Consider the following 24,695-nt stretch of genomic DNA (forward strand, 5'->3'; position numbering starts at 1 on the left):
CGGACGGTATTAAATGTAACTTTTAAAATGCCAGGCATGCCCAATAAAATGCGGTATCCGGTCAATGCTGGAACTAACGATTCAATTCCAGCAAAGCTCATCTAAGATGTTAGCCATCTTTAAATTGTCAAAATTCTATTTTACGTGATTCACAATTGTTTCGCTTACTTAGCATGCCTGATACCGTACCCATAAACATAATTATATTCCCATCTTTTTGCGGCTTTACAAAATTAATACAAAGAATCTACATCCCCGATACATTCGTTTGATAATCTAATGCTTGTCATAAAAAATCACTGACCCAATTAGGAGGAGTCTCACCCATGTATCGATCAACTATTGTCAAATCTCTAAGCCTCGCCGGCGTCGTTCTCTCGCTGATGAGCGTCGGGGTCTCGAGCGCTAGTGCCGCTACCAACGCCCAAGCCTCACTGGCCACGGAGACGCGAGCCACGGGAAACCGGACGACCAATAGCCAGACCGACCCCATCATCCAGTCTCGCCTGACCAAAGACGAGATGGCCGAACAGATTGCCCTGTACGGCAACGTCAACGATACCTTGGTCAAGTTATCCGGAACCAAGAACACCCGCGACATCGGCGGCTACAAGACGACTAACGGCCAGTTCCAGATTCGGCCGCACCGCCTGTTACGCTCGGACAATCTGAACAAGATTAACAATTCCGATAAGCACATTCTCGCGGCGAATTACCACGTGACGTCCATCGTCGACTTCCGGACCGATGGCCAGATTAGCGGCCTGCCCGACCAACACATCGCCGGCGTGGACAATACCAGTATTTCCATCCTGGGCGAAAAGGCCTACACCGACAGTGTCGCGCTGAGCCCGGACTTCGCCGGTGACGGCGGCTTCTACGTCCAGCAGCTGGAATTCGGCCAATCGGCGATTCAGGGTTACAACCACTTCTTGAATATGCTGCTGCAAAATAACTACGCGACCCTCTACCACTGTTCATCGGGTAAGGACCGCACGGGGATTGCCACAGTGCTGATCATGTCGATTCTGGGGATGGATGAACAGACCATCACGAATGACTTCATGCAATCCTACCAAACGGGCCGAACGGTGAAGCTGGCTTGGCTCAAGGAATACTTCCGTGAAATCAAGACGCGCTACGTGACGATGAACCGTTATATCACCAACGTCATTGGCTTCTCCCGGCCACAACAAGAAAAGCTGCGGGCCATGTACTTAGTCTCAACCGATGGCACCAATAAGGCCTACCAGGAAGGCGATAAGGTCATGCCGGATCCCGTCCCAGCACCGGCTAAGCCTAAACCAACACCGGCCCCTACTCCGGCACCAACCCAACCAGCACCGACACCGGAACCAAGTAAGCCGGCACCCCAGCCCAACCCGGAACCGGCCAAACCAACGCCGGCGCCCGCGCCGACGCAACCGACTCCCGCACCTAGTCCGGCGCCAGCCAAACCAATGCCGGCACCCGCGCCACTTCCAACGCCAATCACCCCGGCACCTTTCCTGACGCCGGCATTGACGCCAGCGGCGAACGCGACGACCGCAAGCCAACCTCACAAACATAAAAAGGTCAAGAAGGCCAAGAATAAGATTGTCTCCAGTAAGAAGCTAAGCACCAAGTACACTTACCGGCTGAAGGCCCGTAAGCAATTATTCAAGGACGCTCATCTGCAAAAGTCCCTGGGCAAGACTACTAAGAAGCACCAACGGACGACGTGGAAGTTAACCAACGTTGAACGTATCAAGATTAAGGGTAAGACCCACACCTACTACAAGGTTAAGGACCATGCCGGGCACAAGGGCTGGATTCTGAAGGCTCATGTGGTTAAGGTTAAGTTGCATCAGGTGAATCACCAACGCTAGTAAATAACCACCTACGATTAGCTTTAAATTTACAACTTGACACTTACTTGGCCTAAGATCAATCGTTTTTCAGTAGCAACAGTAGCCTAATATTACATGAAAGAGATGGATTCATGCCATCTCTTTTTTCTTTACCGCTCAAATTCTCCTCATCAATACCGGTTGACAAAGAGCCGAAAAGTATTGAACGGCATGACTCCGGAAAATTAAAGGTCACCAGAAGCATGTCGTTCATAAAATAACGTAAATTTTCAATTATTTAACTGCCTACTTGATAAGGAATAGCCTCTACTTATCAACTATCCAATACGCTCTTTTAATGTTCTTTGAAGGCTTACTGCAATCTTCGTCAAGCAGTATGCGATAACAACAGTTGCAATATATTCCAGCAGCATAATGATTATTGAACTTCTTCCACCTATTATTCTATTTAAAACCATTAACAGCAAAGGATGAAACAAGTATATTCCATACGCGTGCTTACCAATTTTAATAAGTAGCCGAGTTGTAATATTCCATGACATAAATATCATGACCATAATTATTGAATAAATGATTACGGAACCCTTCATCGAAGTCATCAAATCCACAATCTTTAATGACGTTATGCCCCTTAGTAATTTCATTTCAAGCAACAGCAGAGCGAACGACAAAATCATCAATACTCCCAAAATAAAACGAATCCTTACCGATCTTAATCTTGGTGTCACTTTATCGAAGTTCAATCCAATCCATATTCCAAACGAAAAGTAGACAATCCAACTGAACACGTTTGGACCTCCCCACCAGGATAAACTCCCATTAAAAATACTAACATACATACTCAGAAGCGTTACCACGAGAGTAGAAAACACCCCGAACCCATAACGGCTGACTCTAAGAAAAAATGGATACGTAATGTAAAGGAAAAACAACAGCGGGACATAATACATGTGATATTCACTACTCCCAAAAATGAATACTTGCACCATCGTCTTTAGATTAAGCTTAATGCTTCCTCGCAAAATATGTAACGCAAAATAAATGACTGACCAGCTTAAATAGAGTGGTAAAATTTTCCGAGATCTTTTAATTAGAAAATTACCATAACCATTTTTTAAGGAGTCAGTAATAGTTAGTCCCCAACCAGATAAAATCAAAAAAACTGGAACAGCAAAGCGGCCTACCTGATTAAGTACAACGGCTGGTGCACCGACAATCATATAGTACCCAGACACATGAATTAAAATGACTCCTAAAATTGCGAGGCCTCTGAGAGCATCAAATGGCAAATACCTTTTCATCATCATCTTCCTTTCAAACTAAAGTCAATTACCATTGAATAAGCTACTTTCCAAACAAAAGGCCAAAACAAGCATGCAGAATTCCACATTCGGAAATCATCTTCCAATGGTTAGCCTAGTCCTTTAAACGTTCGTATTGTTTTACCACTATTTCGAGTGCATATTACTATAGATTGGTTGCAATATAGAAACTTATTTTAATCAATTAATTCCGTATATTAAAAAATTATGTCCTAAAAAATTCCCGGAATTGTCAAATCAAGTGCAACACTCAGTAGAATAAACACAAGCATGGAACTTATACATTTAGTGCAATGTCATTGGTGTGAAGAGCCGGTAAGCTTCGCTGGCACTCAGGTAACCGAGTGATTTCCTAAGCCGATTGTTCAAAGCGTCCTGAACTTCAGAGATATAGGCATCTGTGTAGTTCTTCATGGACTTGCCTTTAGGCATGAACTCACGAATTAAGCCGTTTTGATTTTCATTACTGCCACGTTCCCAAGGCGAGTATGGATGGGCAAAATAGATCTGTGTCCTTTGAACTTGATCGAGTAAAGAGAATTCACTCCCATTGTCAAACGTGATGGAATGAAACTTCTCAGCACCGTATTCATTAACGACAGCTTGAAGGGCGTCACGACAAGTTTCAGCGTGACGATCTGGGATCTTGACGATGATTTCAAAGCGGCTCAAGCGTTCTGTCAAGGTCATCACAGCGGGCTCACTAGCGACTCGTTTACCCTTGACTAAATCACCTTCCCAGTCACCAAGGCCTAAGCGTTCGTTGACGACGTCTGAACGCTCATCAATGGATGTTCCCAAGTTCCGCTTATTCGTGCGATCATGGGCCTTTCGAGGGCTTTTAACCCGGCGTCGGAGTTTAACTGGCAAATCAGTATTGTCTAAGTTAAGCATGCCTTTGTCGATATATCGATAGACTGTTGGTGTTGAGGGACACGGATGGCCTGGATGGTTACGCCGAAATCGGTGGACAAAGCTATCAATACTGTCAACGCGGACAGTTTTTTTGAGGGCTAGACACAGCATTGAGAAGAACAGCCAGCACCGCTGTAAAAGTCCCTTAGAACGGCAGTTAGCACGGTGTTTAAGGTAGATAGCTTGGCCGGCATCAGCGTAATATTGATAGTACGGTAAATAGTCTGAATTAAGTTGACGAACCGTGCCACGCTTGAGCTCACGACTGATCGTACTGGGGCTTCGGTGGAGTCGTTTAGCAATCTCGCGAATAGAATAATGATCTTCATGAAATGCTTGAATCGCGCCTCTTTCAGCTTCCGAGAGTTGTTGGTAGTTATGAATAGTGGTAATATTTAATTGGGTCATGGAGATACTTCTTTCTTTTTAGTGTGGTACTAAAAGTGTAGGTCTCCATGGCCTATTTGTATACTCTCATCGGTGTTGCACTTCAATTTTAAATCCGGGTAATTAATCTAATTCATTATTTTGCTCAAAACATTGGCAAATCTAGAATAATATTTCTCTTCATAAAATTTATCAATTGGAAGTATTTGCCATTTGCTCATTACAATTACTAACGTGGGTTTATGCGATAACATATACATAAATGTATCTATGAACTGTAAGACTTTAAGCTTCTTATCATGTAACACTATTTTTTCACTCTTATCGTCAATTTGACCCAGCCACGTTTTATCTACGCTTCCGCCTGGCAAAAACAACTGCATCTTCTCTTTACCATCATAATTATTAAGTAGTCCGGTTAGAACTGTCTCCATGCCACCATGTCCTGTCAAAATAGGATATGTGAGTACAACGCTTTTATTCACTTTTTCTTCCCTCCACAATAAAAACCATACAAATCCCTAACTCTTAGAGTAAATCTAAAACTAGTCTTCGATTACAAACATAAAGATGAAATTATTATCTGTTTGAAGACGTTACCGATCAGGTTCTCTATAAAAGACTTAAAACACAAAATCAAAAAAACTCTATTATTATATAATCAAATATAAAGTAAAGACACAATTACGAATACCGCAAAAAGGCACCGTATCTATCAACTCACTTAAAGAATCCTCAAAATATCTTTAATATGCATTGTTGATCACTGCTGAAGACGAATTCTCACTATTATTATCATTGGTTGTAGTGGCATTATTTGTACTAGTAAAAACTGCTATTGTTCCAGTCTTTTTAAAGGACAGTCCCAGTCCTTTTCGAACATAATTAGTAACTCATTGAAGCTCTTTCTTATGCATAACTTCCATATCTTGCCCATTCAGCTCTTTGCCATGACCTTGAAGGTGAGTCTCCTTAACCACCTTATCAGCAGAACGATAATTCTTGGCTAACTCAGTTAAGTTATCAAAACTCAGATCGGTCTGAACCTGACTAGACAACGAATCCAAGAAGGATTGGTTCAACAACGTTGAGATTGAACCAATCTTTTTAACCAAAGCCATTAGAACAGACCATTGCCATGTTTGTCGTCCATAATCAAGGGCTGGATTCTGAAGGCTCATGTGGTTAAGGTTAAGTTGCATCAGATGAATCACCGAGGTTAACAGGGAACTCGATAACTTAGAAAAAATGTATTATTTATAAAAGGTGAGAATTGAGGGGCCTCCCTCGATTCTCACCTTTTATTATCGACTAGAAATTATTTAATGGCCGCATCGTTCAATTGCTTCGTCGTGAAGACGGCAGCCTTACCAGTCGTCTTGTGAGACAGGCTCAAACCTTTACGTGCTTTGTTCGTAACACGTTGTAATTCAGACTTCTTGATGACCTTCATGTTAGCGCCATTCAACTTCTTCATGGTACCATGAAGAGCAGTCTTAGAAACCGTCTTGGTTGCACCACGGTAGTTCTTAACCAAGTTGGACATCTCGTTGAAGTTCATGTCCGTCTTAACGGCACCAGCCAAGGAATTGATAAATTGTTGGTTGAATAACGTCTTGAACGTTGCATTCTTCTTCAACACTGCAGAAAGCACAGCTTGTTGACGAGCTTGCTTCCCGGCGTTAGTTCCCTTAGGATCAGCCTTGTAAGAAGCAACATAGGCCAGAACCTTGTTACCGGTCAAGTGGGTCTTAACGCCCTTCTTGAACTTGTAACCGTAATTAGAGAACGTAGCGCTAGACTTAACCGTAACGCCACCACCCTTGGTAACAACTTGCTTCAAGCCACTAGGCTTAGCCACAACATAAAAGTCAACAGGCACGTTTAACATGTTCTGAGTCGTGTTAATCGTACTCTTTGTTCCGCCCCAAGCATAAGCTGACTTAAACTTAGAAGGTGCCTTCTTAGTGTAGCCGGAAACACGTGTGGCCGTCATATGAGGAATACTTGTCACCGTAGTCTTCTTTTGTGAGGGGTTCAATGTAATCAGCATTGCACTATCTGCACTAGTCTTACTATCCGCACCGACAACCAATAAGGAAACAGGCTTCTTCTTATTGACTTGCTTAACGACATTACGTTGCTTAGCAGCCGCCGTCGGAACGAACGAACTGTTAACAGCATTCTTGATGCTTCTGTAACGGGTCATCCCATAGGCTGAACCTCCAAGTAACAAAACAAGTGTTCCTAAGAGCACTGAATTTCTCAACGTGTGCTTCTTCTTTTGCATATAAAACTACCTTTCCTTATGTAAAAATTAACCACTAATCCGACAACCTAGTCCATCGGAATCCAACTTAGCATCAGTACAAAGTCTTGTTAGGCAAGACAATTTACAAACCGCATCGGTATAACCTCTAGTCCGCCTAATGGTGTGTCAACGAACTCCGCTTGCTAAGTCATCTACTAACTGATCAACTCTACAATTTTTATTCAAACTAAGTGGCAAATCGCAACCTTAGACATAGAATTGTGTTGAAGAATAAGATTCAACAGGAATAACTATAACATCTACAATTATACTTCTTATTGATTATTCTCACAACACTTTCTGCATCAATTATTCATGCCATTGTTTGAATTCTCGACACCATTCGATGGCTCCAACCTACCATCGACCAATACCTCCACCTATTTAATTCGAAAGAAGTCCTCCTTTGAATAAGTCAAACTCGATTCCCAAACAAGAACCCGAAACAATCATGCGGAATTGCGCGTTCGAAAGTCATCTTCCAATGGTTAACTTAGTCCGCTAAGTATTCGCGTTAGTTTACCACTGGCTCGAGTACAAATTACCACAGACCGATTACAATTATAGATAATTCTTTTAACTAATTAATTCCGTATATTAAGAAATATGGTCTAAAAATTTCATCCAAATCTTGTTGTTGCGCTAGTGCTACCATAACTTCTTTGCTAAGCTGAATCATGGAGAAATCCTCTTATGTCCTATGAAGTGTGTGATTGCCAGCTGTCATAAGGGGAAGGCTTCACCTTTTCAATTGCTTGTTTTTCCATTTACACATAATTATTTAAACACTCAAAAACCCAATAATCGAAGTCCTTAAGAATACGACTTTCTCACCTATTGTGAACATCACCTGCTCGAAGATCTTCTTCCGACGCTTTACAGCACGCTATAAGCTAGCTATCAACATTATAGCGACTACGTACATTGGCACTCTTATGATTCTACTGAAACAATTTGTGGACAATTTCTAATCAATTACTTTCAATATATCTTTTACTGGCTTTCTTGCTGATTTAGCAACTGTCACTTTACTTTTCGCGTAACCAATCGCGATAAACGCTATTAACACTTCTGAGGAAGGAATACCTAAAATAGCCCTTATTTTTCGCTGTTCTTCATTGGGTTGCATCGCATTAAGAATACACGATGCTAGTCCAACATAAGTAAGTGCAAAATCAAAGTTCATTAAAAAAAGCCCTCCGTCAATATAAGCCTCATTTCTTTCATAACTACCAACAAAAGCTCTTTGATCAACTGTTACCATGCACAACACTGGCGGTATATCATACCCCTCAAATCCCTTTTGGAGATGTAATAACTGGGATATTTTGTCTCCATTACTTATCATATAAACCTGCCATGGCTGTCTATTGCAAACAGAGGGGGTCTTTAAAGCCAAATTCGTTGCTTCCACAAGTAATTCTGGGTTCACCTTATCACTTAAGAATTCGCGCTGAGAAACCCTATAAGTTTCAATCTCTGAGAAATTCATATTTTCTGTTAGCCTATTGCTATGTTCTTCAACACCCGATATAGCAGTGCCCCTATCTATTTCAGATTTCGAAAACAACCTGTCAAATAGTGGTGTACTAATGCCCCTACTTTCATGTTTTTCCTTATACGCTTTTAAAACTGAAATTGCATTCTGGTATGCAAATAGACTTGGGTTAAGTCCTAATTTACTAAACTCATTTAAATTATCTCTTAAACCAAGCAAGGCACTTTTTCCAAAATTATATCGAAATTCAGGATGACTTAGCCCTTTTTCTAAAGCATGACTGTGAAAAATAAGTAACTCTTGTACACCTTTAGCGGAATTTCCAACGTAACGAAGATTCGAATTTTTCACATACTTTCTAGCATCCTTATAATACTCTCGTTTTACGCGGATATGTCCTCTAATTTCTCTAAGTTGCTCTAGCAACGGCTTTGGAATAATCTCTTTTATCTTTTCTTTCAATGAAATCTCTCCTTATTGGTCAAAATTTCTATTTGCAATTATCAAATAAGCGTGCTTATTCACCTAAGTCTCCCCTCCGTAACTCATTAATCTAGATAAGTCCATCTTTCCTTCTTAATTTTATTATTAACCACTGCCCATGCACCATACCAAAATCGTATCCATTTCCAACAATATGCTGATAACTCTCTTCAAACACGTCCTTTTCAAAGATTTATTCTCCGTTAAGTCAGTGCTTAATCATGCTCTTAATTAAACTCTTTTCATAAGAATTAGCGATAAACATCAAGTAAATCACCATGTAAAACACAACATATATCCCACCAAATAGGATAAAAACAAGAATTGAATTAATGCGCACATATCTTTGAACAAGCAATAACGCGACCACCACAATCAAAAATGGTATGCATGTGCTCAAAATACTTCTCCAATAAAATATCATATTTAAATGTATTTTCTTTTGATAATACCAGTTCATAAGTATACCATTGGCGCATAAAATACTGACAACATATCCCAGCGAGGCCCCTATTAATCCAAAATAAATTGAACCCAAAATCGTAATTACAATATTAACCATAGCAAATATAATGTACACTATTGAACGAAACATATGCTTATTCATCGCTCGCTGAATCTCAATGCCTATATTCTGTGATAAAGGAATGATTGATGGTAGCACCATAATAATAACTAGAATGTAAGCCTCTGAATTCTCAGATCCCGCCCACAAATCAACAAAATATTTGCCTACCACTACAAATCCACCGAACACAAAAAACAAAACAGACATTTGAATCCTACCTATTTTTACCATTAATTCTGTTAATACATCATTACTCTCATGAGAACTCACTAATTCATTAACTCTCGGAACAAACACGTTCGATAAAGAGGTAGACAACATAAAAAACATATTTTTTACTTGAACAGCGATAGCGAAGGTTGCAACCATTCTTGCCCCTCTGAACATACCCAAAATAAAATTCGGCACATTATTATTCACTAAATCAACAATTTGATTGAGGAAAATAAAAAATGAAAAGGCTCCCAGTTCTTTTAGTAACCCAAACGGTAAATTTGAAAAACTAAACTTCATGTTAAGATGAACCAAACAGTAGCGCACATTTAAAAACATAAATAGTGTTGTAACAAGAAGCTGTGTAATTACTATTGACAACACACCAACCCCAACAAGTACAAGTGGCACACAGATTAGTGGGACAAGAAACGTTTGCATTAATTGTCTCCCCTGTTGAAACGTAAAGCGTTGATTAACTGTAATGTTAGAATCAAAAACAGACGAAATAAACGTCACAGCTACATCAATCACCATTACACTCATTAAATATCTTGTTAAAAGCAACTGATGGGGGGTGAGACTTTTGTTAAATAAGTGATTTACATTAGCCACCAATGCGATACCTATCAAAAGTGAAAGCAGACTAATTCCCAAAAATATTAGAAGATACATACCATTTAACTTTTCTATCTTTCTTTTATCTTTTTTCACTTTGTATGCAATGTAAAATCTCACATAAGCACTTGAAAACCCCATAGAAAGTAAGCTTAAGCTCACCATTACAGAGTTTGTCATCTGAAACAAACCATAATTAGCTTGCCCTACAAACCTTAGAAGAAAAGGCGTATACATAAACGTTACCAAGTTCTTCATAACTATATTAATGTATGATAAAAATGCGCCTAATCTTCTCTCCTTATTCATTTATCGAACTCTCATCCTTCCACAAAGAGTAATCGCAGCTTCACAAAACTGTTGATATTGCTCAAGCTGAACTGTATTAATAAAATATATTTATCTTACTTTCTTAAATTATTAACTTTATCTAACTTTTTACATTTAAATTCAACACGCTGTGACACAGCCCCAAAATTAAACACTGATGTCACCCAAATAATTACAAGCGTTGCTAACATTTGAACAGTCGTTAACCCAAACAACTCATTCAAATAAGATCGAAATGCCACATAAACCACAGTCCACAGCAATACCATAACTAATGTTAAACCTTACAAAGAAGAAGAGAAGACCAATCTTTCTTTTTCGAATTTAACTAAACCTTGCATGTACACTCCAGCATATAAATTCATTGAAACGATTACCGTAATTACACTGAGCCAAGAACTGAATACACTATATTGCCCATATTCCGCTGCCGTGAGTAATCGTGTGAAAATTGGTGTCGTAATTATAGAAATACCACGTTGCATAAATGCACAGATTAAAAAACAAAATGATGCTCGCACCTGTACCGGCAAACCTTTATATTTTTTTATTAATGCCATACTAATCGTCTCACATCATTTTTTCTACTTTATTCAAACTGCTTCTCAGAAATTTTAACGACATTTTCTTTTCCCTCATCAAGGACAAATTAACTTTGCCATAATCAATTCTATGATCTACATTTGTATTGACATCATGCCATCTAGATAACAAGTCAAAATCATCGAGTAACGTATCAAGCCGTGAATCCATTGAGGGGCCAATATTGTTTCGATGAAACACCTCAAATTTTTTTTCAAATATTATTGAAAAAACACAAGCATGAAAAGAATCTGTAAACACAAACTCTGCTTGTCTAATCACATTAAGAAACGACTCAGGACCTGATTCCCATAGTTTTACGTCACTACGATCTCCTAATCGCTTTATTTTCAAATGCCTTTCCCGTGCAAAATCCTGAATATATGCGCGATCGTCAGGCTGCAAATTATCTAAAAAATAAAGTGCTATATACTTGTAAGCATAATTAGGCTGACTAATCGTCAGACTTTCCCAATCTTTTCTATCAATTAGAAGCGTTGGATCTAATACTACTGTCGCTGAACGATCAGCCAACTGTGATACCAATTGCACACCTGATCTTTCACGAACAGATATAGTAGTTATTCCCTTTAATCCCCGACGATAGAGTTCATGATATTTTGATGGTATATTTTCTACACCAAACGATGCCGCATAACTTATTTTTGGCTTTTCAGAAAATGATGCAAAATCAAGCGCAGAAAAACTACTGAAATCATAGTTCCACACTTGATCACTACCTATCACATAACAATCAAAATCACGATCGAAGTTAAAGTCTAGTGTTGTCTCGTCGATCGTAAAACTTGTTTCATGGATATATCTATCAGTAAAATTTTTAAAATTGGACTCCCGAATACCATCAATCTCATCATTATTTTTTTTCTCTAGTTTAATTCGATCAGTCATCTTTTTTAAAAAGGTACCAGTTGTTAAACTATCAAAAATCCTTTGAGGCAATGAATTTTGTACATTCGTTAGGTTCTTTATTGTTGTTACTTCATTACCCATACTCTCTAACACTCTTTGGAGCGCATAATTCTGTAACCGATTGCCATAGTTTTGGTATCCAACAATTGTGACAATTGCAATTTTCATGTAATTCTCCTTCCAAATGTGCCTAAACGGTTGACTTCAAAAGATAGTAAAATCTACTCTTCACAATGTATGTCTTAGCCTTATAAATCAAAGTAGCACTTCTAAAACTATATTTAGCAATGTTTACAACCATTTTATCAAATCGACTAGGTTCAAAATGTCTTTGAAATTTCTCCTGTTTTCTATATGTCTGCCTCAACTCTTTAAACGAAGATTCATTTCGGAATCCAAGCTGACTAGCCAATTCAATTGCAAATAAATTCAAGCGGAAAACTATATCATTTTGTAATTTTGGGGGTACCAAATCATAAATTCTGCGAAGCGCAAGAAGTGCTGTTATCTTTCTATAACTAGTACCGTTAACAACTGAACCTTCATGTTGCCAATAGACATACAATGTTTTGGGAAGAAAATATATTTTCTGAACACTAAAACCAACTTTTACATTAAAAAGCTCATCTTCTAAATAAGCAACATCCTCGTCAAATCTAATATCCTGTATTGCATTTAATCTATACGCTTTATTCCAAGCATATCCTCTATAACCGAACTTTGAGAATAACCCTTCTATAAAGAATTCCTTAGTCGTTGGCCCTGAAACAGCAAAGATTCCTTCAAGTTTCTGACTATATATTCTCTGTTGAGTTGCTAACTCAACGTTAAAACAAACTACATCTGGACTCTCATTGGTACATTTGCTTAATGCAATTAATGTTTCGTCATCTAGGTAATCATCTGGGTCAACAAAGAGTACATACTTTCCATTTGCGTTGTCCAACCCTTTGTTTCTTGCAGCAGACACCCCTGAATTTTTCTGATTAAACACCTTAATACTTGAATTATTTTGAGCCATTTCATTTGCAATAATTTCCGAGTTATCTGTTGAGCCATCATTGATAATCAAAATTTCAAAGCTTGTAAATGCTTGTTTTAAAATAGAATTCAGGCATCTGCGTAAATAAGGCTCTGCATTAAAGACTGGAATAATTATCGAAAAATAAGGATTACTCATTCTTTACACCTCATTCTTTACACCTCATTCTGTCTTTATGATGTAATTGCGCATCGATACTAGCATCATGTATATAGCAATGCACTGCGGAGCATAAGTGTTATCCTGAAAGATGCTTATAATAATCAATACCACAGGAACATAAGCCAATCTTATTAAATTGCTCCGTTCTGACTTTTTCAAAAAGGAACTACTAATAATCGATTTTTTTCCAACATTAAAGAAAGTCACTGCCAACAGCACAATTCCTATTAGTCCTATTTGGTATCCAAATGACAGAAACGCTGTTTCCCCACCTGTACTTAACCAAGAACTTTCCTCCAACCCGCTGTTCAGTGTTGCCGCAGCATTTCCACCAGTACCTAATCCATGGCCCAATGGTTGCGCAATAATATTTACCCAAGTCTCTGAAATCGCCGTAAAATGATTGCCGACGGCTCCACCATAGACCATATAATAGAAATTACTATAAAGATAAACAAACAATGAAACCAAAACAATCATACATGTATAAATCGAAAAATCACTAAAAAAGAACAAGACTTTTTTAACTACTTTATGTATTGTAGGTGCGAGCAAAATCAAAAAAAGGGCAAGTAATGCTCCCTTTCCAAAAGTTAAGATCACCCCAATAAATACAAAGCTTTCCATCAAGAGACTTTCTAATTTATTCTTCGTCCATTGAAACATCAATAAAAAGATTAAAATTCCAACTAAAAGATACCCCAAATTGACTGGCTCATAATACAAAGACCCCATTCTTGTAACATGTACCCCAAAAACATCTGTGTAAAAACGACCATCTAAAGCACCATTCATCTGTAACGCAGAAGCACTCTTCGCGTTATAGACTTCATTGATGCCAATCCAATTATAAAGACTATATCCCCCAATAAGAAGTACAATTCCAATAACGATTATAATAACTGCTAACCTCAAAAGGTGTCGACAAAATTTGACAGCCGAAAACCTTTCGCTACTGGTCACCTTTGAAGAGATCTCGTAAACAATGTAAAAAAAAGAAAGATTCCTGATGTTTGCCAAAATTGAACCCGCTGATCCATGCCCAAAGGCCATGGAACCCACTGCGACCAGCAACAACAGTACAAAAGGGACGGTAACACTATCAAACTCGATATTTAAAATTCCCTCGCCGAAAAATACACCTAGCGTAAATATCAAAGGAACTTGAGTCAAAAAAGTTAATCCGTTTGTATTACCACTAACATGGGCACCAATCCCGATGATCAAATTCTGAAGAACTAATATCAAAATTATTGAATACAGTATCAGCTCTTGTTGCTTTCTTAGCTTGCTAATGTAATAACCAGCAAATAATGCAGTGAGCCAAGCAACGATGAACATACCTGAAACTGCTGAGAATAAGAAAGCCGTCACAGTTGCTAATATAGAAATTATAAATCTTAACGGGACACCGTTGCTCTGAGCTTTTTCATACATAGTTTATAACTTTCTCCTAAACCAATAGTAAAACTTTTTTATTTTTTTATAGACTTCCGGGCCAAACAATGTGTCTGAAGTTCTTCGTATTAAAACTTTAAAACTTGAAAAAATACGACCAATGGTAGACTGAGACTTCCAAGTGGCAGCATAATGATGTATTGAAACAGTATTTGAAGTTAGTGTTACCTTTCCAGAACCATAATCCTCTGGACAAAAGAAATCAGGTGGGAAAATAGGAACTCTCTTTTCAGACAAGAATTGTACGGCATTTACATTTTTAATACCAAGCTTTGCAAAGGTCGGATAAGCTCGTTCAACACATGTCGTCAGATCAGGAACATTATCTACCAAAAATGCTGCATCTCTATAATCAGATAATAAACTTGAAACAACCTCATTTCCTTTCTCAGCACCAAATCCAATTCCCGTATTCACTCTTCCAAGCTCCTCCGTTGCAAAAAAAGCATGGTAATCTAGGAATGCATCTAGTGGCTTTAATAATTCAACGTCCGTGTCCAAATACACGCCACCGTACTTTAATACAACAGCTAAACGTACATAATCCGAAGCAAATGCGTATTTTTTGCACGCCAAAGCTTGTTTTACGTATTGATTATCAGATACGTCCCAGTTTGATTCATCCCACCTTCTAAGCTCGAAAGATGGGCACATCTCTCGCCAGCTATCTATACACTTTACAACACTGTCAGGCATTGGATTACTTCCAAACCAACAATAATGAATAATTTTTGGGATCATCATTTCACCATCATTTTATTTATTAGGCTTATTAAATTGTCATTGAATTTTTTATTATTTGATATTGTTTTCTGGTTGGTATCTGTACAATTTCTAATCGCACTTTCCAACTGATTTACATCCTCTACTACTTCGATTGGATATCCCTTTCTTACTACTTCTTCTGCAAAGTGCAATTGATGATCATTTACATGTTCCGCATACTTCTTTCTCCGAGGCACCACTATCGTTCCCTTATTCAATGACAAAGATTTCATAAATGTCGAAGGACCTCCGTGGCATATAACAATACGTGCCTGTTCCATCGCCACTCTCATTTCCGAATAACTCATAAACTTTTTTTGATTACAATTGCGACATTTATACGTAGAATAACCTGATTGTACTAGAAAATTATCCTTAAACTTTTCAGCACCTGCCAGCTTATCTACAGCCTTAATCAATCTATCGAATTGCTGCTCATGTGTACCTACAGTTACAAAGATCATTAAAATATACCCCCAAGGTTTATCGCTTTAGGGTATACTTTTTTCATTTCCTCCCATTGAACGATGAACAAGTCTGATACATGGTAAACTAATTTTCCTGTCAGAGTAGGCGCATCCATTCTATCAAAAACTTCAATATATACTGTTTTGGATCCAAATAACTTTCCAATATAGAAGAACGGAACCGCGACTGCTGCTCCAGATGAAATAATCAAATCTGGGCGCTCGTGATATAAGACTTTTAAAGCCAACAATGTATTACGAATTAAATTTTTAACGTTTCGATTTGTCGGGAAAAAGCAGTGATACGTCCGCTCTCCTTTTAAAATGCTTCTCGCATCTTCTTTATCAAAAGTTACCCAAAATCTGTCTTCTTTACTCCAAAGAGGTTCCAGCGAATATAAATGAGATAAATGACCTCCGCTCGAACCAACAAGACAAATTTTCATAAATTTCTACCTCTCTATCTCTCTCAATAAGCTCCATTAGGCTTAAAGAACACCGCCACAGTCTGAATCAGCACATACAAATCAAACCAAAACCCCCGCTGATCGATATACTTCAAATCGAGGCGTACCATCTCTTCAAAACTGGCATCGTTCCGCAACGTCACCTGCCAAAGACCAGTGCAACCTGGCTTAACGGCTAAACGTTGCTTGTCAAACTCCGTATATTCCGCAACCTCTCGTGGTAACGGCGGACGCGGTCCAACTAGACTCATCTGACCCAGCAATACATTCACTAATTGTGGCAATTCATCAACGCTGTACTTTCGAATGAATCGGCCAACTTTAGTGACCCGTGGGTCTTCTTTCATCTTAAACATGGGTCCCTCAACGTCGTTATGCTTTAGTAGCTTTTTCAGTTTCTTATCCGCATCGACGACCATAGACCGAAATTTATACATTCTGAAAGCACGTTGCTGTTTACCCAACCGAACTTGAGAATAAAAAACTGGTCCTTTGGGATCCTCCAATTTAATGGCTATTGCTACCATCAAGAACACGGGCGAAAGGATAACTAGCCCAATCAGGCTGGCCACAAAATCAAAGACGCGTTTTGCCGTTCTATATATGTATCGATGCTGTTCATGTTCAACATCAATCATTCGGGATTTAATTTTTCTATCGCTATATTCCATCAGAACAACCAAAACCTCCTCTTTTTCTTCACAGCCGAGATCTTTTTAATCTCCGGCATCGCGACATCATCCCCATTAATAATCGCTTTAGCGTTATCATTATATGTCTGCGCGTACTGCTCACCGGCCTGCTCAGTCAACTTGTTAAAGGCCGCGTCCATCACAAACCGACGTCCCTTAAAGTTATGAGCGTCCGAAGCAAACGCGAACCCCAAGTTAGCGTTAATAATCTTCGCTGTTAAAGTCTTGACGCTCTCCCCAAAGACACCGAGGTAAGAGCTATCCGTGAGTTGCGTTAGGCAACCCATTTCGACAAAATCATACAATCTATCGGGATCCTTCTGAAACCCATGATTCCGTTCCGGGTGGGCAATCACCGGCGTAATCCCGCGGGTTTGCAATTCGAAAATCATATCTTCCGTATACTCCGGAATCCCACTGTGCGGTAACTCCAGAAGTAAGTAACGTCCACCCTCATCCATAAACAAAATATCGTCCGCATCCAAGGCTTTCAACAGGTCACCGGTCAAATGAACCTCCTGTCCCGGAAACACCGTTAGCGGGATTCCGACGGCGTCTAATGCCGTCTGAAATTCATCCGTCTTAGCGATGACGTCTTGCTTATGGTTAAGGTACATGCCGTCCATATGGTGTGGCGTCACTAAGATGTGGGAAATCCCCTGCTTTACAGCCACTCGGGCCATTTCTAGAGACATTTCCATATTCTTAGACCCGTCATCGACACCCGGTAAAATATGACAATGTAAGTCAATCAATCCCATTACTTCTTATCAGTCCCATAATAGCCACCGTAATAACCACCATAGTAGCTACCACCATAGTAGCCCTCAGACTTTGTAGCTGTGACTCGGTTCATGATGGCTCCCAGAATGTTCGCGTGAACAGTTTCAAGCAATTGCTTGGCTCGACGAACCCCATTCTTATCGGCAATCCCTTGCGGAACTACCAGAATCGTGCCATCAACCTGAGCCGCTAACAATTGTGAATCCGTTACGGTATTAACCGGTGGCGAGTCCAAGACAACCAAATCATATTCTGCCTGCAATTGACGCATCAATGTCTTAAACCGTTCACTATCTAAGAGTTCCGCCGGATTTGGTGGAACCGGGCCACTCGTAATGACCGATAAGTTTTCAACAATCGTAGGCTGAATAATATCATCTAGGGTCAAGTGACCTGATAAGTAGTTGGTCAATCCTGCTCGATTACTGACGTTAAATGATTTATGGACCGTGGGACGCCGCATGTCAGCGTCTACCAACACAACCTTGGAGCCCTGATCGGCCCAGGTGACAGCCATGTTATTGCTGACGGTTGATTTTCCCTCGGAAGGTTCCGACGAAGTGAAGAGGACCGAATGTAAATCTCTATCCACTGAAGAAAACTGAATGTTCGTCCGAACTGTTTTGAATTGTTCAGCAATTTGACCAGTTGGATCCGTATAGGTAACCAGTCCAACACCGTATTTAAGACTCGTATTATCTAAGTGTTGCTTTCTTCGTTTTAACCATGACATCTTACTCACCTCCTACACACGTTCGCGCTTCTGCGCACGAATACCACCATGACCGTCAGAAGCAAATTTAGTTTGATGGTGGCCGATTTGCTTCTTCACATCGGACGCATCAATCTCACTAATAACACCCAGACTGTTTAGACCTAACTCATTAGTTAGGAATGACTCCGTAGTGACCGTCCGATCGGTAACTTCTCGCAGAAATGCCAAGACAATTCCCAAGAGGACCCCGGCCACCAACCCAATCAACAAGTTCAAGGCCTTTCTCGGGCTCACGGCATTATAATTAGGCGTCGCCTTCGACACGATAGAAACGTTATTAATACTCATCATTTTAACGACCTTTTGCTTGAAGACCTTAGCCGTTTCATTAGCAATCGCAGCCGCTGTCTTAGGATCAGTCGCCGTGGCCGTCACTGAGAAGACCTGAGAGTTCGTTTGATTGTTGATACTCAAAGCGTCTTTAATCCCCGCCATCGACCCCGGATATCCCGGATAAACCTCTAATGCGCGATTAACATCGGTCAGGACTGTTGGACTGGTAATAATATCCTTATATGTACTAATCATTTGAACATCCGCCTGAACCTGTTGTAATTGAGCGCTTTGATCAGTAGAAGACAACTTACGATTAACCAGTATTTCCGTCGTACCGCTATACTTTGGCGTCATCACAAAAAAGGTCGCAAAAAAAGCCACCATAAAAACCACTAGTGTCGTAATACTAATCATTTTGAGATGTTTCCGCAGAATCCCCATGATCTGCATCAAACTAATTGTTTGTTCTGAATCCATTTCTTCCTCCAATGATGCCAGTTTGTGTGTTGAACTTACCATATAAACGGCAAGATAATAAGCATCAAAACTAATGATGCCGGTACTATTTAACCACAGAAATATATTTTAAGTTTATTTTAAGGCTGAGTCAACGAATCTTTAACATTTGACTAAATTCTCAGTACTTATTATATCCTAATCCATTGTCTGCAATTAATACATTCTCATTACACTTTTTCTGTCACATATCCCGAACTTTTTTGATTTTCGTTCGGATTATAAAAAGACACTCCCCATCAGCATTCGCTTCGGACAGTGTCTCACCTTAATCGTTGTTATTGCTTAATAACCGCCACCGGGTCCGCCAGTGCTTCCGCCGGCATCCCCCGTGCTCCCACTGTTCCCGGTGATGTCCGTACTAGTCGTAGCCGTGTTGGTTGCACTCATATCAGCAATGGAACCGGTTTTTTTATACGTCAATCCCAGGCCCTTTCTGATGTAAGTCGTGACCCGTTGTAGTTCGGATTTCGACGCAACTTCCATGCTCTGACCGTTAATGGTTTCACTCGTTCCCTGCAAGTGGGTCGTCTTAATATGCTTGGTGGCCGACAGGTAATTCGTGGCCAGCGCCGTCAGATCATTGAAGGTTAAATCGGTCTGCGTCTGCTTAGTCAATGAGCTAATGAACTGTTGATTGAGTAAGGTACTGACCGATCCTGACTTCGCCAGCAGGGCCATGATGGCCTTCCGTTGCCGCGTTTGCCGCCCGTAATCACCCTTGGGGTCATCGTCTCGCATCCGCGCGTAGGCCAGCGCCTTCTTCCCATTCATATGGGTCTTGACGCCCTTCTTAAAGGTATAGCCACCGTAACTAAAGCTCAGCGTCGGCTTCACGGTCACGCCGCCGACCTCGTTAATAATCTTTTCCATCCCGCCCATATTGATAATGGCGTAGAAGTCAATCGGGACATTGAGCATCTGCTGAACCGTGGTGATGGCCGTCTTGGACTTTCCGTAGGCGTAGGCCGCGTTAATCTTGGAGACGCCGTAGTCTTCGTAGCCCGGAATCGTCACGGCCGTGTCCCGCGGCAGACTGGTAATCGTGGTCTTATTGGTCTTGGGATTAATCGTGACCACCATCATACTATCCGTCCGACCGGAGAAGGTCCGCCCCAGCGCGCCGGTATCGGTCCCCATCAGCAGAATCGAGATGGGTTTCTTCTCTGACAGCTGTGTCTTGACGTTACGTAGCTTCTTCACGCCGGACGCCTTATACGAGGTCTTGACGGTATTCTTCAAGCTCTGGTACTTATGCATCCCGTAGGCCGTCCCGCCCGCAAGTAACGCGAGAATCAGCACAATCACGAGGTTGCGAATGGGGTGTCGTTTCTTTCTAGGTCTGTGTCGTGGTTCCATCATGGTTAGTCTTAACCACCCTTCCAGCCACCCGTGACGTTACCGGGTGGTGTTAAATTTTTCTCTGCTTAACTGACTCGTCTATTATAGAGACCTTTCCTTAACGCTTCCTAAGTCCATAACATTCTTAATAAAAAACGAAGCGTTGCCGTCTCTGCAGCAACGCTTCGATGTTTTGTTTTAACCCTGTTTAATTTCGCCCGCCTCGCGCCGCACGCGGCTGTGATGGTAGCCGTAGCTGACGTAGACGATGAGCCCCAGTACCACCCAGATGCCAAAAGCTTCCCAGGTAAAAGGTTGTAGCTGCGTCATGAGATAGACGCAGGCCAGAAATGAGGCAATCGGCAGGACCGGATACCACGGCACCTTAAACGAGGTGTCCATGTTCTTGAAGCGTTCGTCGTGGCGCAGGAAGACAATCCCCAGCGAGACCATCGCAAACGCCGACAGCGTCCCGATATTGACCAGCTCAGCAATCTTATCGATCGGAATGAAGGCCGCAAAGACACTGGCGACCACCCCGAAGATCCAGGTGTTGGCCACGGGCACGTGCGTCTTGGGGTGAAGCTTCTTGAGGGCCGATGGCAACAGGCCGTCCCGACTGATGGCGAACAGCAGGCGCGTGCCCCCGTAGGACATGACGATGAGCACCGTGGTCATCCCCACGATGGCCCCGAAGGAAATCACGCCAGCCGCCCAGTCCTGATGAATCAGGTTTAGCGCAAACGCGACCGGATCGGCCACGCCCAGCTTCGTGTAGTGGACGACCCCGACCAGCACGGCTGACAAGCCGATGTAGAGCACGGCGGCCACCAGCAGCGACGAGATGATCCCGATGGGCATGTTGCGTTTGGGATTCTTCACTTCTTCACTGGCCGTGGACACGGCATCGAAGCCGATGTAGGCGTAGAAGGCCACCGCCGCCCCCTTGAAGACGCCGTGCGTCCCATATGGTAGGAACGGCCGGTAGTTGGCCGGCTTGACGTAGAAGATGGCAATGGCAATGAAGAGCAGAATGACTAAAATTTTAACGATCACCATAATGTTATTAATGCGGGCGGATTCGCGAATTCCCTTGGAGAGCAGCGCCGCCACCAGCATGGTAATCAGTAGGGCGATGATGTCGATGCCCCCGCCCTTGACGCCGGCGGTACCGGCCGCCGCCTGCAGGACCGCGGGAAGTTTGACCCCGAAGCCCGCCAGCAGATTCTGGAAGTACGACGACCAGCTCACGGCCACCGAGGACACCGCGAAGAGGTACTCGGAGATTAACGCCCAGCCGAGGATCCAGGCCACGAATTCACCGAAAACGGCGTACACGTAGGTATAGGCACTCCCGGCCAACGGAATAGTTGAAGAGAATTCGGAATAACACAGGGCCGCCATCGCACAGACGACCACCGCAATCACGTAGGACAGCATGACGCTGGGGCCGGTGTAGTTAGCCGCGATGAGCCCGGGGGTGATGAAGATCCCGGACCCCACGATGGCTCCAATCCCCATTGTGGTAAGACTGAAAGCAGTTAGGGTCTTTTCCAACCCCGTTTTCTTGTACAGATCGGTCTGCACCTGCTTCTTAATGAATAATTGCTGTAGCCGTTGGGCCATGGTGACCCCTCCTTCCACCCATATCATGAGAATTTGGTAAGACCAATTATTATATTTTAATTTTGCGTAGGTGGAATGTCAAGGTCTAACTGGTGGTGGAAGCGTATTCTACCGGGATTGGTGCGGATTTTTTCACGGGCATCCGGCCAGGCGGGCTAAGCGTGGGATAACCGGGACATTTCCGTCGCCGGTCGAATTTTTTTGACGGCCCCACTCCCCCAGTCGTGGTACGGCTTGGGGCGGTCAGTTGTTGAAAAATTCTCGTGAAATTCTAATTTTCTTATTTACAAATTTGAAAAAGGTGCTAGGATTAAGGCCATAAGATAAAAAACGGAGGAAAGACGAGTACGGCTAGTCGGCCTGTCAGTGAGTTGGGAGTTAGTGCAAACCCAATCAGCGTGCGACTACTCGGAATAACACTTTCTTAGTTGCTTCCTGAAACGCTTCGCGCGGTAGGGTTAGCCGTTAACCGGTACGTTACCATCGGTAGAGTATGTTTGTACTCTAATTGAGCTGGCCCATTTCTAGAGTGGGCAACTTGGGTGGTACCGCGAAAGTTTTTTCGTCCCTTGATAACCAAGGGATGGAAAAACTTTTTTTATTTTATCTCGAACCTAAAACCCAAAGGAGAATCGCTTATGCATTTAATTGTGCCCAAATCATACGATCCGAAATTATCAGTCAAAGAGACCCAAGAAGCCATTCGCTACATCCGTGAAACCTTCCAGGACGAGTTCGGCAAGCAGCTGAACCTCTCCCGGTTGACCGCCCCAATGTTCGTGGAGAAGTCCACGGGGTTAAACGACAACCTGAACGGCGTGGAAAAGCCCGTTTCCTTCACCATGGCCGACATGGGCGACTCAACTATTGAAATCGTCCACTCCCTCGCCAAGTGGAAGCGCGTGGCCTTAAAGAAGAACGGCTTCAAGATGCACGAAGGTCTCTACACCAACATGAACGCCATTCGCAAGGACGAGGACCTGGACAACTTCCACTCCGCTTACGTGGACCAATGGGACTGGGAAAAGGTTATCGCCAAGGACGAACGGACCGAAGAAACCCTGAAGGCTACCGTTCGGACCATCTTTAAGGTCATCAAGCACATGGAACACGAGGTGTGGTACAAGTTCCCGCAAGCCGTTCACCACTTGCCCGATGAGATTCACTTCATCACCACGCAGGAGCTGGAGGACATGTACCCCGAAATGACGCCTCGTGAACGCGAGAACGCCATCAGCAAGAAGCTGGGCTGTGTCTTCCTGATGAAGATCGGTGGCGCCTTGAAGAGCGGCAAGCGCCACGATGGCCGGGCCCCCGACTACGATGACTGGGAATTAAACGGCGACATCATGTTCTGGTACGAACCCCTCCAACAAGCCATCGAAATCTCCAGCATGGGCGTGCGGGTCGACGCCGCTTCCATGAAGAAGCAGTTGAAGATCGCCCACGCCGAAGACCGGTTGAAGCTGCCCTATCACCAAATGATCATGAACGAAGAGCTCCCCTACACCATTGGTGGCGGGATCGGCCAATCCCGGCTGTGCATGTTACTGCTGGGCAAGGCCCACGTCGGTGAAGTCCAAACGTCCATCTGGCCTCAAGCCATGATCGACCAATGCGAAGCCGCCAACATTCACTTACTCTAAAACCAACTGTTAATATAGAAGTTAAAAGCGTCATTCGTTAGACTGGGGAAGTTCCTCGGTACCGCGAATGACGCTTTTGTATGCTCTGTTAGTTTTAAATTTGTTAGGGTTACTCCGTGCCAATGCGGGCACTGACCTTATCCTTAAAGAAATCATCTAACGCCGCTAGGGTGATGACGTGTCCCGGCAGGGTCTCCGCCCACGGCTGGTCACACTGGATGCGTTCCATCAGCTGGAGGGCGGAGAGATCTCCGAACGTCAGCCAGACGCAGTCCAGAATCGCGCGAAACTGCTGAATGCCGTCCAGGTAATCGTGGTCCGCTTGATCGGCGTCGCTCACATCCCCGACGATGCTGGTCTGACCGGCGTAGCGGGCCTCGACCGCTGGGATCATCACGCCATGGTCGCCGGCGACCAACTTGTCGGAGAAGGCTTGGATGCCGTAGACCACCACACAGATCCCCTGCACGTAGTACAACAGCTGGCTCACCTTGCCCCGGCTCAGCTCATCGGCATCCAGCTCCTGCATCTGCTGATGGCTCTCAACTCGGAACCAATTTACGATTTGATCGATATCGTTGTTCATGTCGGCCTCCTTAAAAAGCCTTCGCGTCAACTCCGTCTACTCGCCTTGCCTAGCCCCATGATAACAAGTCAGGCTGCGAGAAACAA

General features: G+C 42.4%; 23 protein-coding genes. 2 read left to right on the plus strand and 21 right to left on the minus strand.

Features of this window, described 5'->3' with window-relative positions:
- Positions 1-326: 326 nt before the first annotated feature.
- Positions 327-1,868, plus strand: coding sequence for a tyrosine-protein phosphatase (locus V8I28_RS10150; RefSeq protein ID WP_341780008.1), 1,542 nt, complete (start codon positions 327-329; stop codon positions 1,866-1,868).
- Between the two features lie 299 nt (positions 1,869-2,167).
- On the opposite strand, the gene V8I28_RS10155 is transcribed toward V8I28_RS10150, so the two are convergent.
- The 20 genes from V8I28_RS10155 to V8I28_RS10250 form a co-directional block, all read right to left on the minus strand.
- On the minus strand, positions 2,168-3,151 hold the full coding sequence (locus V8I28_RS10155) for an acyltransferase (RefSeq protein ID WP_341780009.1): 984 nt from the start codon (positions 3,149-3,151) through the stop codon (positions 2,168-2,170).
- Between the two features lie 306 nt (positions 3,152-3,457).
- Complete coding sequence (locus V8I28_RS10160; RefSeq protein ID WP_341780010.1) at positions 3,458-4,495, minus strand: IS30 family transposase; 1,038 nt, start codon at positions 4,493-4,495, stop codon at positions 3,458-3,460.
- A gap of 107 nt (positions 4,496-4,602) precedes the next feature.
- A complete protein-coding gene (locus V8I28_RS10165; RefSeq protein WP_341780011.1) occupies positions 4,603-4,959 on the minus strand; it encodes a hypothetical protein in 357 nt (118 codons plus the stop codon).
- Between the two features lie 408 nt (positions 4,960-5,367).
- Entirely contained in the window at positions 5,368-5,595 is a 228-nt protein-coding gene (locus V8I28_RS10170) for a hypothetical protein (RefSeq protein ID WP_341780012.1), read from the minus strand.
- Positions 5,596-5,792: 197 nt separating this feature from the next.
- Entirely contained in the window at positions 5,793-6,683 is an 891-nt protein-coding gene (locus tag V8I28_RS10175) for an LCP family glycopolymer transferase (protein ID WP_341780013.1), read from the minus strand.
- Positions 6,684-7,752: 1,069 nt separating this feature from the next.
- On the minus strand, positions 7,753-8,745 hold the full coding sequence (locus tag V8I28_RS10180; RefSeq protein WP_341780014.1) for a nitroreductase family protein: 993 nt from the start codon (positions 8,743-8,745) through the stop codon (positions 7,753-7,755).
- A 229-nt stretch (positions 8,746-8,974) separates the two neighbouring features.
- Positions 8,975-10,474, minus strand: a complete 1,500-nt coding sequence (locus tag V8I28_RS10185) for a lipopolysaccharide biosynthesis protein (protein WP_341780015.1) — start codon at positions 10,472-10,474, stop codon at positions 8,975-8,977.
- Positions 10,475-10,779: 305 nt separating this feature from the next.
- On the minus strand, positions 10,780-11,055 hold the full coding sequence (locus V8I28_RS10190) for a hypothetical protein (RefSeq protein ID WP_341780016.1): 276 nt from the start codon (positions 11,053-11,055) through the stop codon (positions 10,780-10,782).
- Between the two features lie 10 nt (positions 11,056-11,065).
- Entirely contained in the window at positions 11,066-12,175 is a 1,110-nt protein-coding gene (locus tag V8I28_RS10195) for a polysaccharide pyruvyl transferase family protein (protein WP_341780017.1), read from the minus strand.
- 22 nt (positions 12,176-12,197) lie between these two features.
- Positions 12,198-13,187: a glycosyltransferase family 2 protein gene (locus tag V8I28_RS10200; protein ID WP_341780018.1), complete on the minus strand. Its 990-nt coding sequence runs from the start codon at positions 13,185-13,187 to the stop codon at positions 12,198-12,200.
- Positions 13,188-13,211: 24 nt separating this feature from the next.
- A complete protein-coding gene (locus tag V8I28_RS10205) occupies positions 13,212-14,648 on the minus strand; it encodes a hypothetical protein (protein ID WP_341780019.1) in 1,437 nt (478 codons plus the stop codon).
- Positions 14,649-14,651: 3 nt separating this feature from the next.
- Complete coding sequence (locus tag V8I28_RS10210) at positions 14,652-15,413, minus strand: glycosyltransferase family 32 protein (RefSeq protein WP_341780020.1); 762 nt, start codon at positions 15,411-15,413, stop codon at positions 14,652-14,654.
- Positions 15,410-15,898 (minus strand): glycosyltransferase, encoded by a 489-nt coding sequence (locus tag V8I28_RS10215; RefSeq protein ID WP_341780021.1) that lies wholly within the window; start codon positions 15,896-15,898, stop codon positions 15,410-15,412. The genes V8I28_RS10210 and V8I28_RS10215 overlap by 4 nt, the downstream gene beginning before the upstream one ends.
- A complete protein-coding gene (gene pssD, locus V8I28_RS10220) occupies positions 15,898-16,347 on the minus strand; it encodes a PssD/Cps14F family polysaccharide biosynthesis glycosyltransferase (protein WP_341780022.1) in 450 nt (149 codons plus the stop codon). Before pssD ends, V8I28_RS10215 begins: the two co-directional genes overlap by 1 nt.
- Before the next feature lie 23 nt (positions 16,348-16,370).
- Positions 16,371-17,039: a sugar transferase gene (locus tag V8I28_RS10225; protein WP_341780023.1), complete on the minus strand. Its 669-nt coding sequence runs from the start codon at positions 17,037-17,039 to the stop codon at positions 16,371-16,373.
- Positions 17,039-17,821: a tyrosine-protein phosphatase gene (locus V8I28_RS10230; protein WP_341780024.1), complete on the minus strand. Its 783-nt coding sequence runs from the start codon at positions 17,819-17,821 to the stop codon at positions 17,039-17,041. Before V8I28_RS10230 ends, V8I28_RS10225 begins: the two co-directional genes overlap by 1 nt.
- Positions 17,821-18,576, minus strand: coding sequence for a CpsD/CapB family tyrosine-protein kinase (locus tag V8I28_RS10235; protein WP_341780025.1), 756 nt, complete (start codon positions 18,574-18,576; stop codon positions 17,821-17,823). Before V8I28_RS10235 ends, V8I28_RS10230 begins: the two co-directional genes overlap by 1 nt.
- A 12-nt stretch (positions 18,577-18,588) precedes the next feature.
- Positions 18,589-19,371, minus strand: coding sequence for a YveK family protein (locus V8I28_RS10240; RefSeq protein WP_341780026.1), 783 nt, complete (start codon positions 19,369-19,371; stop codon positions 18,589-18,591).
- Positions 19,372-19,695: 324 nt separating this feature from the next.
- A complete protein-coding gene (locus V8I28_RS10245) occupies positions 19,696-20,772 on the minus strand; it encodes an LCP family protein (RefSeq protein ID WP_341780027.1) in 1,077 nt (358 codons plus the stop codon).
- 177 nt (positions 20,773-20,949) lie between these two features.
- Positions 20,950-22,377 carry an amino acid permease gene (locus V8I28_RS10250; protein ID WP_341780028.1) on the minus strand — a complete coding sequence of 476 codons (1,428 nt, stop codon included), beginning with the start codon at positions 22,375-22,377 and terminating at the stop codon, positions 20,950-20,952.
- A gap of 638 nt (positions 22,378-23,015) precedes the next feature.
- Here V8I28_RS10250 and asnA point away from each other — a divergent pair.
- The gene (gene asnA, locus V8I28_RS10255) at positions 23,016-24,023 is read left to right on the plus strand and encodes an aspartate--ammonia ligase (RefSeq protein WP_341780029.1); all 1,008 of its coding nucleotides are present in this window, start codon (positions 23,016-23,018) and stop codon (positions 24,021-24,023) included.
- A gap of 109 nt (positions 24,024-24,132) precedes the next feature.
- On the opposite strand, the gene V8I28_RS10260 is transcribed toward asnA, so the two are convergent.
- On the minus strand, positions 24,133-24,609 hold the full coding sequence (locus V8I28_RS10260) for a Cro/Cl family transcriptional regulator (protein WP_341780030.1): 477 nt from the start codon (positions 24,607-24,609) through the stop codon (positions 24,133-24,135).
- Between the last annotated feature and the right edge of the window lie 86 nt (positions 24,610-24,695).

It is taken from the genome of Levilactobacillus sp. HBUAS70063 (genome assembly GCF_038374745.1).
In the GTDB taxonomy this organism is placed as follows: domain Bacteria; phylum Bacillota; class Bacilli; order Lactobacillales; family Lactobacillaceae; genus Levilactobacillus.

Bases quoted from the DNA above. Each gene is read 5' to 3' on its own strand.
- V8I28_RS10150 (WP_341780008.1), top strand. From the start codon at position 327: ATGTATCGATCAACTATTGTCAAATCTCTAAGCCTCGCCGGCGTCGTT.
- V8I28_RS10155 (WP_341780009.1), bottom strand. From the start codon at position 3,151: ATGAAAAGGTATTTGCCATTTGATGCTCTCAGAGGCCTCGCAATTTTA.
- V8I28_RS10160 (WP_341780010.1), bottom strand. From the start codon at position 4,495: ATGACCCAATTAAATATTACCACTATTCATAACTACCAACAACTCTCG.
- V8I28_RS10170 (WP_341780012.1), bottom strand. From the start codon at position 5,595: ATGGCTTTGGTTAAAAAGATTGGTTCAATCTCAACGTTGTTGAACCAA.
- V8I28_RS10175 (WP_341780013.1), bottom strand. From the start codon at position 6,683: ATGACCCGTTACAGAAGCATCAAGAATGCTGTTAACAGTTCGTTCGTT.
- V8I28_RS10185 (WP_341780015.1), bottom strand. From the start codon at position 10,474: ATGAATAAGGAGAGAAGATTAGGCGCATTTTTATCATACATTAATATA.
- V8I28_RS10190 (WP_341780016.1), bottom strand. From the start codon at position 11,055: ATGGCATTAATAAAAAAATATAAAGGTTTGCCGGTACAGGTGCGAGCA.
- V8I28_RS10195 (WP_341780017.1), bottom strand. From the start codon at position 12,175: ATGAAAATTGCAATTGTCACAATTGTTGGATACCAAAACTATGGCAAT.
- V8I28_RS10200 (WP_341780018.1), bottom strand. From the start codon at position 13,187: ATGAGTAATCCTTATTTTTCGATAATTATTCCAGTCTTTAATGCAGAG.
- V8I28_RS10205 (WP_341780019.1), bottom strand. From the start codon at position 14,648: ATGTATGAAAAAGCTCAGAGCAACGGTGTCCCGTTAAGATTTATAATT.
- V8I28_RS10210 (WP_341780020.1), bottom strand. From the start codon at position 15,413: ATGATGATCCCAAAAATTATTCATTATTGTTGGTTTGGAAGTAATCCA.
- V8I28_RS10215 (WP_341780021.1), bottom strand. From the start codon at position 15,898: ATGATCTTTGTAACTGTAGGTACACATGAGCAGCAATTCGATAGATTG.
- pssD (WP_341780022.1), bottom strand. From the start codon at position 16,347: ATGAAAATTTGTCTTGTTGGTTCGAGCGGAGGTCATTTATCTCATTTA.
- V8I28_RS10225 (WP_341780023.1), bottom strand. From the start codon at position 17,039: ATGGAATATAGCGATAGAAAAATTAAATCCCGAATGATTGATGTTGAA.
- V8I28_RS10230 (WP_341780024.1), bottom strand. From the start codon at position 17,821: ATGGGATTGATTGACTTACATTGTCATATTTTACCGGGTGTCGATGAC.
- V8I28_RS10235 (WP_341780025.1), bottom strand. From the start codon at position 18,576: ATGTCATGGTTAAAACGAAGAAAGCAACACTTAGATAATACGAGTCTT.
- V8I28_RS10240 (WP_341780026.1), bottom strand. From the start codon at position 19,371: ATGGATTCAGAACAAACAATTAGTTTGATGCAGATCATGGGGATTCTG.
- V8I28_RS10245 (WP_341780027.1), bottom strand. From the start codon at position 20,772: ATGATGGAACCACGACACAGACCTAGAAAGAAACGACACCCCATTCGC.
- V8I28_RS10250 (WP_341780028.1), bottom strand. From the start codon at position 22,377: ATGGCCCAACGGCTACAGCAATTATTCATTAAGAAGCAGGTGCAGACC.
- asnA (WP_341780029.1), top strand. From the start codon at position 23,016: ATGCATTTAATTGTGCCCAAATCATACGATCCGAAATTATCAGTCAAA.
- V8I28_RS10260 (WP_341780030.1), bottom strand. From the start codon at position 24,609: ATGAACAACGATATCGATCAAATCGTAAATTGGTTCCGAGTTGAGAGC.